Raw genomic sequence first — 13,973 nt, 5'->3', positions numbered from 1 at the left:
ACGCGGTCGCTCCCCGTGCCGCCCGTCCTCGGCCGTGCCCGGAACTCAGCCGAGCTCCTGGGCGAGCCCGATGAGGATGCCCTCGGGTCCGCGCACGTAGCAGAGCCGATACGCGTCCCCGAACCGGACCACCTCGCCGACGAGTTCCGCGCCGTGCCCGCTCAGCCGGTCGAGGGTCGCGTCCAGGTCGTCGACCGCGAACATGACGCGCAGGTAGCCCAGCGCGTTCACCGGCGCGTTCCGGTGGTCGGCGAGGACGGACGGCTCGATGAAGCGCGAGAGCTCCAGTCGTCCGTGGCCGTCCGGTGTGCGCATCATCGCGATCTCGACGCGCTGGTCCGCCAGGCCGGTGACGCGTCCGGCCCACTCGCCCTCCACGACGGTCCGTCCTTCGAGCCGGAGTCCGAGTTCGCGGAAGAACTCGATCGCCGCGTCGAGGTCCTCGACGACGATGCCGACGTTGTCCATCTTCACTGTCACGACGCGAGCCTACGCGGGTCGGCGCCCATCGGCCCGCGCGGGCACGCGGTGTCAGCCGGTCCGCCTGCGCCGATCTGCGTGTGGCGACCCGCGGGTTCCGGCGGGTGGTCCAGGGTGTCGCTCAGGCGCGCGAGGGTCCAGCGTGCCCCGCGGGGAACCGTGGGAGCACGGTGACGCGATAATCCGCCGTGGAGGTGCTTTGTGCTCACCGAGTACGCGCGGGACCATGCGTTCACCATCGCCTGGTTCGGCCTGATGGCCGTGGTGTGGTTCGGCTGGGGCCAGGAGGACCCGCCGGGCCCGTGGCGGTGGCGGCTGGGGGTCGGCTCGGTCCTGGGGATCGCACTGGCGGGCCTGTTCGGAGTCGCCACGGCTCTGCGCTGGTCCGGGGAGTCCGCCCTCGACGGCCAGTACCACTGGTTCGGCGTTCTCGTCGCCGTGGAGGTGGTCGCCGCCGGTGTCGGGTGCCTGGTTCTCGCCGGCTTCGGCAACGTCCGCTGGATGGCCTGGTGGGTGGCCGTGATCGTCGCCTCGCACTTCCTTCCGCTGGCTCTGCTGCTCGACGACGTGTCGATCGCCGCGGTCGGGGTGGTCCAGGGTGTCGCCCTGGCGCTGCTGGTGCCGCGGCTGCGTGGGAGGGAGGTCGCCACGAGCCGCTACGTCGGCCCGGTGATGGGTGTGGTCCTGCTGGGCTTCTCGGCGGTCTCGGCGGTGCTGTTCCTGACCGGGACCGGTCTTCCCTGGCGGGCCTGAGCGCGCCGGGTTCCGCCGGGCGGACGTGACTTCGCCCGGTCCGACCTGCTCGTGGCGGGCGTCGGCGCCCCCGCCCCGCCCCGGCGGGCATGAGCGCGCCCGGCCGGTGCGCGGTCCGGCCGGGCGCGCTTCGGGGTCGGTTCCCGGTCAGCCGTCGGGCGCGTCCCTGTGCTCAGTCGTCGGCGGGCAGCGGGCACCCGTCGGGGCCGCAGGCCTCGCCGTCCCGCGCCGCGCCGACCGTGGCCAGCGGCGCGTGGTTCGCCCAGGCCTGTTCGAGGGCCTGGCCGAAGGCCTCGACCGGCTGGGCCCCGGAGACCCCGTAGGCGCGGTCCAGGACGAAGAAGGGCACCCCGGTCGCTCCGAGCCGGGCGCCCTCCCGCTCGTCCTCGCGGACGTCGGCGGCGTAGCGCTCGGGATCCTCCAGCACCGCGCGGGAGGCATCGGCGTCGAGCCCCGCCTCGACGGCCAGCTCGACGAGGCGCTCGACGCCCTCGAAGGCGGAGCGCTCCTCGGCGAAGTTGGCCCGGTAGAGCAGGTCGATCAGCACGTGCTGGCGGCCGTGCTCGCGTGCGAAGTGCAGGAGGCGGTGCATGTCGAAGCTGTTGCCGACGTCGCGCCCGGCGGTGCGGTACTCCAGGCCCTCGGCGGCGGCGTTGCCCGCGATGCGCTCCTCGGCCTGGCGGGCCTGGGCCTCGGTGAGGCCGTACTTCTTCGCGAGCATGGGCAGCACGGGTTCCGTCACACTCTGGGGGCGCGAGGGGTCCAGCTCGTAGGAGCGGTGCACGACCTCGACCTCGTCGCGGTGCTCGAAGCCGGCGAGGGCCTGGTCGAAGCGGGCCTTGCCGACGTAGCACCAGGGGCAGTTGATGTCGGTCCAGATCTCGACGCGCATGGGCGGCTTCCTTGTGGCTGTGCTCGGGCGGGCGCGTGCCGCTCCCACCGTGGAGGTTCTCTCCGCTGAGGTCCTCAACACCGGCCCGATTTCGGGCATTCCGCATCAACCGACACCTGTCGCCCGCGTGGCGAGTGACCCTCGTCTCGCCTTCGGGACACCGGCCCGGGGTGCGGACGGTTTCCGGAGGGGTTCGGCCGTCACGAAGGAGACATCTTGCTCTCCGCCGGGTGACTAATCCCTTTCTGGTCGAGCCGAAAAGGGGTTCTCTAGGGGAGTTGAGTGGTGAGTTAGGTGGCTTATTGCCGTATTGTGCACCTTTTGGGGTGTTTGGCTGGTGCGTGCAATGTGCCCTTGACGGGGAAACGCGGAGACGCCATGTCCGCTCCCAACCCGCACAATGCCTCACTATAGGGATGGGGTAGACAAGGCATGGCGGATACGCCGCCCGGACCGGGCGGCACGGACCTGTGTGCAGGAGGCGGGATGGCGAAGGCGTCACGGCGCGGCACCGCCGCGGGTGACCTGGAGGACGACGCGGGGCTCGGTGCACCGCGCGCCCGTCGGCCGCGGGCCGGTGCGGGCGGACGCTGGTGGGTCGGCGTGGGACGCGCCGTCCTGTGGGCGTTCATCATCGTCGTCCTCTTCAACGGCATCTGGTACCCCCTGCGCGGCGGCCTCGCCCTGCCGGCCACGGCCGAGGAACCGGAGGAGGCCGAGACGGTCGATTTCCCGGAGACCGCGGCGGCCGCCTTCGCGCTGCGCTTCGCCGACACCTACCTCGACACCGAGGACCCCGAGGCGCGCCTGGAGGCGCTGGCCGCCTACGTCCCCGAGGGCGAGGCCGCCGCGCTCGACGCCGCCGCCGACAGCCTCACCGGGGAGAACCTCACGGTCGTGTCCATCGACGCGGCCGACGACAACAACGCGGTCGTCGTCGTGCGCGGCGACGTCAACGGCGGCGCGATGAGCCTCGAGGTGCCCGTCTACGCGGACGGCGACGCGCTCGCCGTGTCGGGTCCGCCCGCGCTCCTCGCGGCTCCGGCCAGCGCCTCCCTGCCCCGGGCGGGCTCGGTCGAGGAGGACCCCCAGGCGGCCGAGGCGCTCCAGGGCGTCCTGACCGGCTTCTTCGACGCCTACGCGGAGGGGCCCGAACACCTGGAGCAGTACGTGGAACAGGGGGCCGCGATCGCGCCGCTCCCGCAGAACAGCCTGAGCATCGTCGAACTGTCCGACATCGTCGTGCCATCCCAGTCCTCGACCGGGGATGATGACGTACGACAGGTGGCGCTGACGGCGCTGTGGTCGGTCCTGGGCTCCGACGGATCAGAGGTCGGACAGCTCAGGCAGAGCTACCTCGTCACGGTCGTCGACTCCGGTAGTGAGTGGCGCGTGCGTGACATCCAGGGTGCCCCCCACTCGTTCGGCGACTGACGGGGCCAGTAGGCAAGGAGGACGAGAGAAACCATGAGCACCACCGAGTCGACGGGGGAGGGCGGCACCTGACATGCTCCCCCTCCTGTCTTCAGCATCGGACGCCTTCACCTCCACGGGTGGCGGCCACCTCCTCGTCCTGGCCGCGGAGGCGACGGCCTCCGCGGACGCCCCCGACACCGGGGGCCTCGCCGACTTCCTGCGGGGCTTCTTCGGACCCCTCTTCCTGGTCATCGTGTCCATCGTGGCGGTGTTCTTCCTGTTCACGAGGGAGATCACGCGCTTCGCGCAGTTCATCATCCTGGCGATCTTCATCGGGATCGTCTTCTACGTCCCCGGCATCATCGAAGTCATCGCGGTGGCGCTCGCCCGAGCGATGGGCGTATCGGCGGAATAGGCGAGGGAGGCCGGGAACGTGGATCTGCCCACGTACACCAACATCTGGCGTATCGAGAAGCGGCTCTACAAGCTCTACGATTTCCGGCTGCCCATGCCGCTTCCCGTGGGCACGTTCGGGGTCGCCCTCGGCGTGTTCGCGCTGTGGGTGATCCTGCTCAGCATCCTCAACGCCCCCTTCGCGTTCGGCAACGGCTGGCACCTGGTGATGTGGGTGGTTCCGCCCGGCGTCATCACGGTGCTGGCCACCCGGCCGGTGATCGAGGGCAAGCGGCTGACCGAACTGCTCATCTCCCAGGCGCGCTTCCTCACCGAGGCGCGGGTGTACACCCGGCTGGCCCCCGAGTACGAGCCGGCCGAGGTCCGGGTGTCGGTGCGCGTGTGGCACCGGGACCCGGAGGCCGGGCCGCTGCCCGTCGTCGGCCGCCGCCGCGTGGAGCGTGCGGCGGTCGAGCCCGAACGGGTCGCGGTGGAGGACACCGCCGTCGGCCCGGAAGCCGCGCCGCCGCTGGTCGGGCTCCCCGTCCGGGCGGCGGAGCCGGCGGCCTCCCCTGAGGAGTACGTCGAGCACGTGGGGAACGTGGGGGGCGTGGAGACCGACGGGGCCGACGGGGCTCCCGTGCGGCCGGAGCCGGTGGAGGCACCGGCGGGGGAACCCGAGCCGGAGCCCGAGCGGGTGCGGGCCCACGAACCCGAGCCGGAGCGGCGTCCCGAACCCGCGCGCCAGCGTGAACCTGAGCGGGCTCCCGAGCGCGTGCGCGGGCGCGAGCGTGCCCCAGAGCGTGAGCGGGTGCCGGTGGCGGCGGCCGCACTGAGCGCACACCGCGTCGACCACGCCACCGCGGGCCTGGCCGACGAGCCCTCCCACACCGCGCCCGACGAGTCCCGTGACGACGGCACCGCAGGGCGGCGCCGCGGCGTGGGCCGCCGCGTCCTCAACTACTTCGGCTTCGGGCTCGGCTCCGCGCCCCCCGAGCCCCAGCGTGAGGCGACCGGCGGGGACGACGCCTTCGAGGACTTCGACGAGGAGGACGTCCACACCACCGAGGACGACGAGCGGAGCGACAACCAGGACTGGTTCGCCCGCCTGCGCTCCTCCTCGGGTGAGACACCGGTCGGCCTGACCTCCAAGAGCGCCTACTCGACCGGTGACACCGGTGCCATGAGCCGGGAGGACCTCGCCGACGCGATCGCGGAGCCCGACCACGACCGCCGGCGCGCCGAGGAGGTCATGGCCGCGCCCGAGAGCGCCGACGACGAGTCGCCCGCCGCTCGCCGGCTGCGCGGCCGCGTGCAGGGGATCAGGGTGACCCGGGACCTGGAGGAGCGCCGCTCCGATCAGGCCCCCGAGCGCGCCCCGGAACCGCCGCGCGCCCGGGCCCGGGGCCAGGCCCTGCCCGCCCGGGAGGAGGCCGACGCGCCTGAGCCGCCCCGTCGCCGGGGACGGCCGCACGCCGCGCCCTGGGAGCTCGACCGCGGTGCCGACGAGCGCCGCGGGTCCACCGGCCAGGCGGACCTGTCCGACTACGCGGCCCGCTTCGCCGCCGCCACCGGCCGCCCCGCCGCGCCCGAGCCCGCCGCGGCTCCCTGGCTGCCCCCGTCCGCCGCGACGCCCGCCCCGGAGGCGGAGTCCGGTCCGGTGCCCGAGGCCGCCGAGGGCGGAGGCGAGGCCCCGCCCGAGGGCGCCGCGGCCCCGACGGGCGACGACGCGACCAGCGGTCCCGCAGAGGACGCGCGCGGCGCCGCCGGCGCACCCGCCGAGGACGCGGTCGCCCCGACCGGGGAGAGTGGTTCCGAGCAGGACGTGCGCGGCGGTGAGGAGGCGCGGAGCGGGGCACGCCCGGAGACGGCCGCGCCGACGCCCTCCGCCAAGCCCCCACTGGAGATCGACCACGGGACCGGCGAACAGGCCGCCCTGCCCCCGCAACCGAACGAGGGCACCGAGGCGCGCGGTCCGGAGTGGGCCGAGCACATGTCGGTGCTCGACCAGCACCTCATCACGGCCGACACCCCGGCGCCGCCGCGCCCCAGGTTCGCGGACGTCGTTCCAGCCGAGGAGCGCGCCGCCGACGACCCGGGGGAGTGGTTCGACGACGGCAAGAAGCGCCACCCGGACCAGCCCAAGGTGGGCGACCGCGACAACCCGGTGATCCCGGCGCGCGAACTCCGTGAGAAGGCCGAGGCCGAGGCCGCGGCCGAGAACACCCAGGAGTCGGGGCTGGAGGAGCCCGCCGAGGCACCGGGCGAGGCCAAGCCGCCGACGCAGCTCGACCACGGCACGGGAGAGCTCGTCAGCTTCGTGGAGGTCCGCGACGAGCCGTCGCGCGCCGCCCCGCGCCGGAAGGAAGGCCCGGACGCGGGTGCACCCGCCGAGGAGGGGGCCGCTCACGGAACCTCGGGCGGGACGACCGACACGGCCACGGGCGTGCCCGCGGCCGGACGATCCGCGGACGGTGCGGAGACCGGGGAGGCCGAGCGGACCCGGGAGGCCGCGGGCGCCACCGCGCGTCGGACGGCCGAGGACCTGGCGGCGGCCGAGGCGGCCGCCCTGGCACGCCGCCGCGCGGCGGTCACCGGACGCCCCGTGGTCAAGGACCCCCGGGCCAACCCCAGCATGGCCTCCACACTGGGCGGCGAGCGGGGCGCGGCATCCGTTGCGGACCCGGGCGCGGCATCGGCCCGGGGCAGCTGGTCGGACCCGAGCACCACGTTCGCGCCGAGTACCGCGTCGGATCGGGACGCTGCCTCCGCCCCGGGTACCGCGCCTGACCGGGACACCTCATCCGACCCGGGCGCCGGATCTGCCCCGAGTGCCGCCTCGAATCCGGGCTCCGCGTCCGCGCGGGGTACGGCATCCGCTCCGGACTCCACTTCGGATCCGGACACCGCGTCGGATCGGCACGCTGCGTCGGACCGGGGCACCTCTGACCCGAGCGCTCGACCCGATTCGGGCACCGAGTCCGCTTCGGGCGGCGCGTCCGCTTCGAGCACCGCGTCGGACCGGGACGCTGCGTCCGCGCAGGGCACCTCGCTGGACCGGGGCACGTCTGACCCGAGCGCTGAGTCCGCCCAGGGCGCCGCATCCGCTCCGGGCGCCACCGCGGGCACCGCGTCCGTCCAGGGCGCCGCGCCGACTTCGGGCACGGGGAGTACGGCCGACGGAACCGAGGTTCCGGCCGGGGACGCTCCGCAGGCGCCCGGCGAGCACGACCCGCACGACGGCGTCTTCCACCGGGTCGCCCAGAACGCCCGCCGGCTCGGCCAGCTCTTCGGCCAACCGGTGCCCGGGGAGGAACCCGCGCCGGGCGCCCAGGACGCGGCCAAGCCCGAACTGGAACTCGACCACGGCACAGGCGAACAGGACCGGCTCGGCGACACCCCCAACGGGGTGCCCACCCACCGGCCCGAGCCGCGGCCCGTCGAGCGCGAGGAGCCCGCCTCGGACTCCGGCGGTACACGGGGATGGCGGAGGCTGGCCAAGGTCGTCACCGGTGGCGCCGCGCCGCTGCGCTCGGACCTGCCCGCCAGCGACATCGAGCGCCTGCGCACTCCGCTGGACTCCCCGCGCGGCCTCGTCGTCCTCGGCTGCACCGGCGGCGCCGGGCAGACCGTGACCACGCTCATGATCGGGCACACCCTGGCCGCCCACCGCGACGACCGCGTCGTGGCCGTCGACGTCAATCCGGGGCCCAACGGGCTCTCCCGCAGGGTCGGCGCGCAGAGCCCCGAGACCCTCACCGCCCTGCTCGCCAACGCGGACACGGTCGAGGACTACGCGCACATGCGCTCCTACGCCAGCCGGGCCGGGACCGGGCTGGAGGTCGTCCAGACCCTCGACGACCCCTACGTCCAGACCCTCGACGAGCGCGACTACACCCAGCTCACCCGGCTGCTGGGCGGGTTCTACTCGGTGACCCTGCTCGACCCGGCGGCCACCGGTGTGGCCCGCTCCCTGCCGGGGGCGGACGGCCTGGTGCTGGTCGCCCCGGCCAGCGCCGACGCCGAGCGGGCGGTGTCCATGACCTTCGACTGGCTGGACGGCAACGGCTACGGGGCCCTGCGGGCCAACGCGGTGCTCGTCGTCAACGGCGTGAGCAAGCGCAGTCTGGGCGACGTGGACGCCGCCGAACGCGTGGCCCGGGGCCGGTGCCGCGCCATCGTGCGGATCCCGTGGGACGACCACCTCGGGTCGTCCTACACCAGGATCGACGTCGGCGCCCTGCGCCCCGCCACCAAGCGCGCCCACGGCGCCCTGGGCGGGGTCCTGGTCAACGTGCTCACGGGCGCCAGGTAGCCCCCCACGGGCCCGCGGACACGGCTCGGGCGGGCGGGGACGGCCCCGCCCGCCAGGTGTCGGATCAGCGGCCGACCGGAGTGAAGTCGCGCGCCGCGAGGAACTCGGGGCGCGGTCGGCCCGCGCTGAACGGTTTCGTGCACGTGTTCTCGACGCTGTTGAACACGATGAACACGTTCGACCGCGGGTAGGGCGTGATGTTGCCGCCCGACCCGTGCATGCAGTTGGAGTCGAACACGGTGACGTCCCCGGCCGCGCCGGTGAGCACGTCGATCCCGTGCCGGTTGGCCAGGAAGGACAGCGAGTCCTGGTCCGGGGTGCCCACGTGCTGGCTCACCAGGGAGTCCCGGTAGTGGTCCTCCGGGGTCTCCCCGACGCACGACACGAACGTCCGGTGCGAACCCGGCATGATCATCAGCGCGCCGTTGTGGGTGAAGTTGTCGGTGAGCGCCACGGAGAAGCTGACCGTCCGCATCCGGGGCAGGCCGTCCTCGGCGTGCCAGGTCTCGAAGTCCGAGTGCCAGTAGAACGAACCGCCGCCGAAGCCGGGCTTGTAGTTGATCCGGCTCTGGTGCACGTACACGTCCGAGCCGAGCAGCTGGCGTGCGCGGTCGACCAGACGCGGGTCGTTGACGAGGTCGGCGAAGACTGGGCTGATCTTGTGCACCTCGAACACCGACCGGACCTCGTCCGACGACGGTTCGACGATGACGCGCTCGTCCGCCCGCAGGTCCCTGTCAGCGCTCAGGCGCTTCAGCTCCGCGCGGTAGGCATCCACCTCCTCGTCGCTGACAAGGGAGCGCACCTGGGTGTACCCGCGGTCCCCGTAGGCCTTGACCTCGTCGGCGGAGAAGGGACCGCTCGCGGCGTCCCCCCACACGACCGGGTCCTGACGGTAGAGCAGGGCCGGCTCGGCGGCCTTTCGGGTCGGGTAGTCGTCCGCGGTCGGAAGATCCATCTGCAGAGTCATGGCCGATCCCCTCGTTGGGGTTCATCCTCTCTGAGGTCGAAGTCTTTCCTTACGACACGTGAACTTAACAAATCAGAAGTCGCCTTTCCCGGGCGCCCTTCCGTGCCGTGTGTTTATTGGTGTGGCCAGTGGGTATGAGAGTCATACTATATGGGCCAAAACAAAAAGCCGGCCGGTGGCCGCGGTGCATGTCATCCTCCTTTCGCCACTGTCACCTGCGCGGTGTCACCCCTCGTGTTCGAGATGACTCCCGTCCGTGAGTTGTTCCAGGTCGTCCGGTTGCGGAGCTCTCGGCCAGGATGCCGGGCCGGGCCTTTGTCTTTCAGTGTGCGCTAGACCACTGAAAAATGGTGCAAACTCTGGTTCAATGTGCGGCGCGCGTTAGCGGCCATTCCGGTGAAATGGGCCCAGGGGTGTCGGCCTAAAGCCCTCGGTGACCGCGCGGGGGCGGGGTCCGCTGCCCTCAACCGCTCCTGAGGAGTGGTGCTGCCCCCGTTCGCCCGCGCCATTCACGGCGCCTCGGCGCCGGCCCCGGACGCCCTTCCGGTGGTCCCGCTCGGCTGGTCCGCCGCACCGTCACCCGGCCGGGAGGCCCTCCCCGCGGGACACCGTCGACACGCGCCGCCGACCTCCGGCGCCGCGGCCCGCCCGGCTCCAGGATTGGGGCGCGCCGGAACCCCGTCCGCTTCCTCACCTTCCGGGTGATGCTCCACTATGGGTGGAGCACGGGCGGGGCAACGCGACCAGGAGGGCACAGATGACCGGCACCAGGGGGACACGGGGCACGACCCGTCTCGCGGTCCGCTACTTCGACGACCGCGTGCTGTTCAGCGACAGCGAGGCCTGGGCCTACTTCCGCCTGCCCACGGTGTCCTACGAGTTCACCACCCCGGAGGAGCGCCAGGGCCTGGCCACCAACATCACCATCGCCCTGGCCGCCATCCGGATGAACGACGCGGAGGTCCACCTGCGCGTCGCCCACCGCACCTACCCGGCCGCGCAGTGGGCCACCGCGCTCGACGCGACCGCCGACGCCGGCCCCGGCTGGTACGACTACCTCGACGAGACCTACCGCCACGTCTGGGCCAAGGACTTCTGGACCAAGGAGGTCTACCTCGGCGTCCGACTCGGCCAGCGCAACGCCGGCGCGGGCCTCGGCCTCTTCTCGCAGCTCCTGGGCGCCTACCAGCGCACCGAGCAGGTTCTGGGCATCGACGACGACGCGATCGACGACAAGGAGATCGCCCGCTGGACCGACCAGTCCGAACGCCTCGGCCGCGCCCTGGCCGCCAGCTCCCTGCACGCCCGCCACGCCACCTCCGACGAGATCGCCTGGCTGGTGCGCCACGCCGTCAGCGGCACCGCCGAGGAGGTGCGCCCCTCCGCCGCCGCCCGCCGCACCTGGGGGCGCGGCGAGATCGAGGCGCTCGTCGACGGGGTCGTGCACAACGGCCGCTCGGCCCTGCGCCTGGAGCAGCCCGCCGGCTCCACCCACGTCGCCTTCCTCTCCTTCGCCCGCTTTCCGGACCTGATGCCCTTCCCCGACGGCGAACCCTGGCTGCACCACGCCGACGCGCTGCCCTTCCCCGTCGAGATGTCCCTGCGGATGAAGCTCATCCCGCCCGCCAAGGCCAGCAAGGACGTCGGCCGCAAGCTCGCGCACGCCCGCGACATGGACGCCCACATCCGTGAGGCCGGGGTGGAGGCGCCCATCGCGCTCGCCGAGCAGATCGACGCCGCCCGCATGCTGGAGCACGGCATCACCAAGGAGCGCCTGCCCTTCGTCTACGGCTGGCACCGCCTCATGGTGTCCGCGCCCACCGAGCGCCTGCTCGGGCAGCACGTCGAGGCGGTCGTGGAGCACTACCGCGACATCGGCATCGACGTCATCAACTCCACCGGCGACCAGTTCGCGCTCTTCAACGAGTCCCTGCCCGGCGACCGCATCCGGCTCAACGCCTACGCCCAGCGCCAGCCCCTGCGCACGATCGCGGGCGGCATGCCCACCGCCACGGTCGACGTCGGCGACCGCGTCGACCACAGCGGCGGCGGCTGGATCGGCCCCTACATCGGGGAGACGCTCGGCCGCGCCCGCTCGATCGTGCACTTCGACCCCATGGTCGCCGCGGCCCGCAACCGCCCCACGGCCATCGCCATCACCGGGGAGCCCGGCGGCGGCAAGACCACGCTGGCCCTGCTGCTCATCTACCAGCTCGCGCTGCGCGGGGTCACCGTCGCCGCCATCGACCCCAAGGGCGACGCGGAGTCCCTCGTGGAACTCCTCAAGCACCGGGGCCGCAAGGCGCGGATCATGTCCCTGGGCTCGGCCGAACCGGGCCTGCTGGACCCGTTCGCGTTCGGTGACGACCTGCCCGCCAAGAAGACCATGGCGACCGAGACCCTGCGCCTGCTCCTGCCGAGGATGAGCGAGGAACGCGAGTCCGCCATGATCCAGGCGGTGGCGGCGGTCGCCAACCAGCCCCGACCCTCGCTCGCCAAGGTCGTCGACTACCTCGTCGCCTCCTCCGACCCGGCCTCGCGCAACCTCGGCGCCGTGCTGCAGTCGATGTCGGAGATGCGGCTGGCCAGCCTGTGCTTCGACCCGCAGGGGGACGCGCGGATCGACACCGAGGGGTGGACGACGGTCTTCACCCTGGGCGGGCTCACCCTGCCCGACTCGGGCGTGGGGCGCGACGACTACTCCTACGAGCAGCGGCTGTCGGTCGCCCTGCTGTACCTGGTCTCGCAGTTCGCCCGGCGGCTCATGAACGGGCTGGACCGGCACCTGCCCAAGGCGATCTTCCTCGACGAGGCGTGGGCGGTGACCTCCACCCCGGAGGGCGCCAAGCTCGTTCCCGAGGTCTCGCGGATGGGGCGCTCGCGCAACACCGCGCTCATCCTGGTGTCGCAGAACGCCGGTGACCTCCTCAACGAGCAGGTCACCAACTGCCTGTCGTCGGTGTTCGCCTTCCGGTCGAGCGAGCGGTTCGAGGTGGAGAGCGTGATGGCGCTGCTGGGCGTGGAGCCGACCGAGGACCACCTGGCGGTGCTGCGCAACCTGGGCAACGGCGAGTGCCTGTTCCGCGACCTGGACGGGCGGTCGGGGCGGATCGGCGTCGACCTGGTGTCGGAGGACCTGCTGCGCTGGCTGGACACCAACCCGACGCGGCGCCACCCGGGGCAGGAGGAACTGGTCCGGGCGTCGACCGTGGAGGAGTAGCGCGGGAGGGGCCTCCCGGTCGGTGGCGGGGCGGCCGGGCGAGCGCGGCCTCGGCGGCTCGGTGGGCCCGCTGAGGGAGGGTGGCCGGGCGAGTGCGCCCGCGGCGGTCCGGTCGGCGCGGTCCCGGCGCAGGTCGGGCGTTCCCGGGAGGAGTGCGGTGCGCGCACCGGACAAGTCGTGGCAAAGGCGTGCGGGGCGGCATGTTCGGGGCGTGCTCCGGATGGGCATTTCCTACCCTGCCGGGTTCCTCCGCCCGGCGTCCGCTCCCGTCGCCTCACCGCGACCGACCGACCACTCAGGACCGCCTATGAGTGAGGACGTCCTCCGGCCACACCCCTCCGCCTCCCTCCCGCCGCCCTCGGCCGAGAGCCGTCGGATCCGCCCCCGTCCCGTCGTCGACCCCGCGCTGCCCCCGGCCCAGCGCGAACGTCTGCGTCGGGGCCGGGCCCCCGAGCCCTTATCCGTTCCCCACGGCACGGTCGAGGACGCCGCCACCCGGTCGGCCCGGCTGCGCGAGGGGCTGGCACAGGTGGTCGGCGTCGGCTTCACCATGAGCCTGGCCCTGGTCACCGCGGGGTGGTACCTGGGCATGGTCATCGCGACCATCAGCCTCGTGGCGTTCGTCGCCACCCTCGGCTTGCGGGCGGACGCCCACCGGGTCACACGGGTGGTGGGCGGAACCGTCGGCGCGGGGGCGGTGGCCGTCGCCCCGATCTGGCTGCTGGACGTCGCCCCGCAGGACCCGGCCATGGGGGTGCCGTGGCTGGTGTTCGGTGTCCTCGTGGCCATGGTGGCGGGCGACGCCGTCACCTCGCGGGCGGCGGCCCCGGGGGAGGGGGCGACGCCCGCGGTCATCACCCCCGACGACATCAGCGAGGTCGACCACGTCCACCTCGCCACCGTGCAGAACGTCATCGCCCGGGTGGAGGAGGCGGGCGACGCGTTCCACGGCGGCGACTCCCTGGACACCGACCGCGCCCTGAGCGTCCTGCGCGACCAGGAGTGGCGGATCGCCGTCCTCCTGGCCCGTCAGCGCGAACTGCGCCGCGCCCACCTGCGCCGCTGGCAGCGGGCGGCCTCGCCACGGGTGCGCGAAGCCCTCAAACCGCAGCGCGAGCACCTGCACACGGTGGAGGAGGCGGTACGCGCCCGTGTGGCGCAGATTTCCGAGTACGGGCGCCTGGTGGAACGCGCGGTCGAGGCGCACCGCGAGTGGGAGCAGTGCCAGGAGGCCCTGGACTCCACGGCGGAGTACGTCGACCACGCGGCGTCGGCGGCCTTCCTCGGAACGCCGTCCGGCCCCGTGGCGGAGCTGTCCACCACCGCCGACCTCGCGCGCGAGGTGCGCGACGAGCACGTCCGGCGGCTCGGCGAGCACACTCTGGTCCAGAGCCTGTCCCTCTCGGCGTCCGCCCCCGTGATGGGTGAGACCACACGCGGGGAGGCCCCACTCGGCGGACGGTGAGCTTCGGGCATCGCGCCCCTCGGTGGCTCGGGGCCTCAGATGGTGGGGTGCCTGGGGTGCCTGGGGTGC

General features: G+C 73.3%; 9 protein-coding genes. 6 read left to right on the top strand and 3 right to left on the bottom strand.

What is annotated here, in order from left to right; all coding sequences use genetic code 11:
- Window positions 1–45: 45 nt before the first annotated feature.
- Window positions 46–480, bottom strand: coding sequence for a VOC family protein (locus tag ADL05_RS07415; RefSeq protein ID WP_369800904.1), 435 nt, complete (start codon window positions 478–480; stop codon window positions 46–48).
- Between the two features lie 201 nt (window positions 481–681).
- Between ADL05_RS07415 and ADL05_RS07410 the strand changes: the two genes are divergently transcribed.
- Window positions 682–1,233: a hypothetical protein gene (locus ADL05_RS07410; RefSeq protein ID WP_053616117.1), complete on the top strand. Its 552-nt coding sequence runs from the start codon at window positions 682–684 to the stop codon at window positions 1,231–1,233.
- Between the two features lie 172 nt (window positions 1,234–1,405).
- Here the strand turns inward: ADL05_RS07410 and ADL05_RS07405 are convergent, their stop codons facing one another.
- Window positions 1,406–2,125: a DsbA family oxidoreductase gene (locus tag ADL05_RS07405; RefSeq protein WP_053616116.1), complete on the bottom strand. Its 720-nt coding sequence runs from the start codon at window positions 2,123–2,125 to the stop codon at window positions 1,406–1,408.
- Between the two features lie 486 nt (window positions 2,126–2,611).
- Between ADL05_RS07405 and ADL05_RS07400 the strand changes: the two genes are divergently transcribed.
- The 3 genes from ADL05_RS07400 (at window position 2,612) to ADL05_RS07390 (ending at window position 8,249) form a co-directional block, all read left to right on the top strand.
- Complete coding sequence (locus tag ADL05_RS07400) at window positions 2,612–3,559, top strand: conjugal transfer protein (protein WP_053616115.1); 948 nt, start codon at window positions 2,612–2,614, stop codon at window positions 3,557–3,559.
- 73 nt (window positions 3,560–3,632) lie between these two features.
- Window positions 3,633–3,956: a hypothetical protein gene (locus ADL05_RS07395; RefSeq protein ID WP_053616114.1), complete on the top strand. Its 324-nt coding sequence runs from the start codon at window positions 3,633–3,635 to the stop codon at window positions 3,954–3,956.
- Between the two features lie 18 nt (window positions 3,957–3,974).
- A complete protein-coding gene (locus tag ADL05_RS07390; RefSeq protein ID WP_053616113.1) occupies window positions 3,975–8,249 on the top strand; it encodes a TcpE family conjugal transfer membrane protein in 4,275 nt (1,424 codons plus the stop codon).
- 64 nt (window positions 8,250–8,313) lie between these two features.
- On the opposite strand, the gene thpD is transcribed toward ADL05_RS07390, so the two are convergent.
- Window positions 8,314–9,219, bottom strand: a complete 906-nt coding sequence (thpD, locus tag ADL05_RS07385) for an ectoine hydroxylase (RefSeq protein WP_231640647.1) — start codon at window positions 9,217–9,219, stop codon at window positions 8,314–8,316.
- 757 nt (window positions 9,220–9,976) lie between these two features.
- Here thpD and ADL05_RS07380 point away from each other — a divergent pair.
- Together ADL05_RS07380 and ADL05_RS07375 are read left to right on the top strand one after the other, a co-directional pair.
- Complete coding sequence (locus ADL05_RS07380) at window positions 9,977–12,439, top strand: ATP-binding protein (protein ID WP_053616112.1); 2,463 nt, start codon at window positions 9,977–9,979, stop codon at window positions 12,437–12,439.
- Between the two features lie 307 nt (window positions 12,440–12,746).
- On the top strand, window positions 12,747–13,904 hold the full coding sequence (locus ADL05_RS07375) for a hypothetical protein (protein ID WP_231640646.1): 1,158 nt from the start codon (window positions 12,747–12,749) through the stop codon (window positions 13,902–13,904).
- Window positions 13,905–13,973 lie beyond the last annotated feature (69 nt).

Origin of the sequence: Nocardiopsis sp. NRRL B-16309 (assembly GCF_001279585.1) — a bacterium.
In the GTDB taxonomy this organism is placed as follows: Bacteria; Actinomycetota; Actinomycetes; order Streptosporangiales; family Streptosporangiaceae; genus Nocardiopsis.
The sequence above is the reverse complement of the archived record's forward strand: the minus strand, read 5'-3'. Positions and strand labels throughout refer to the sequence as shown.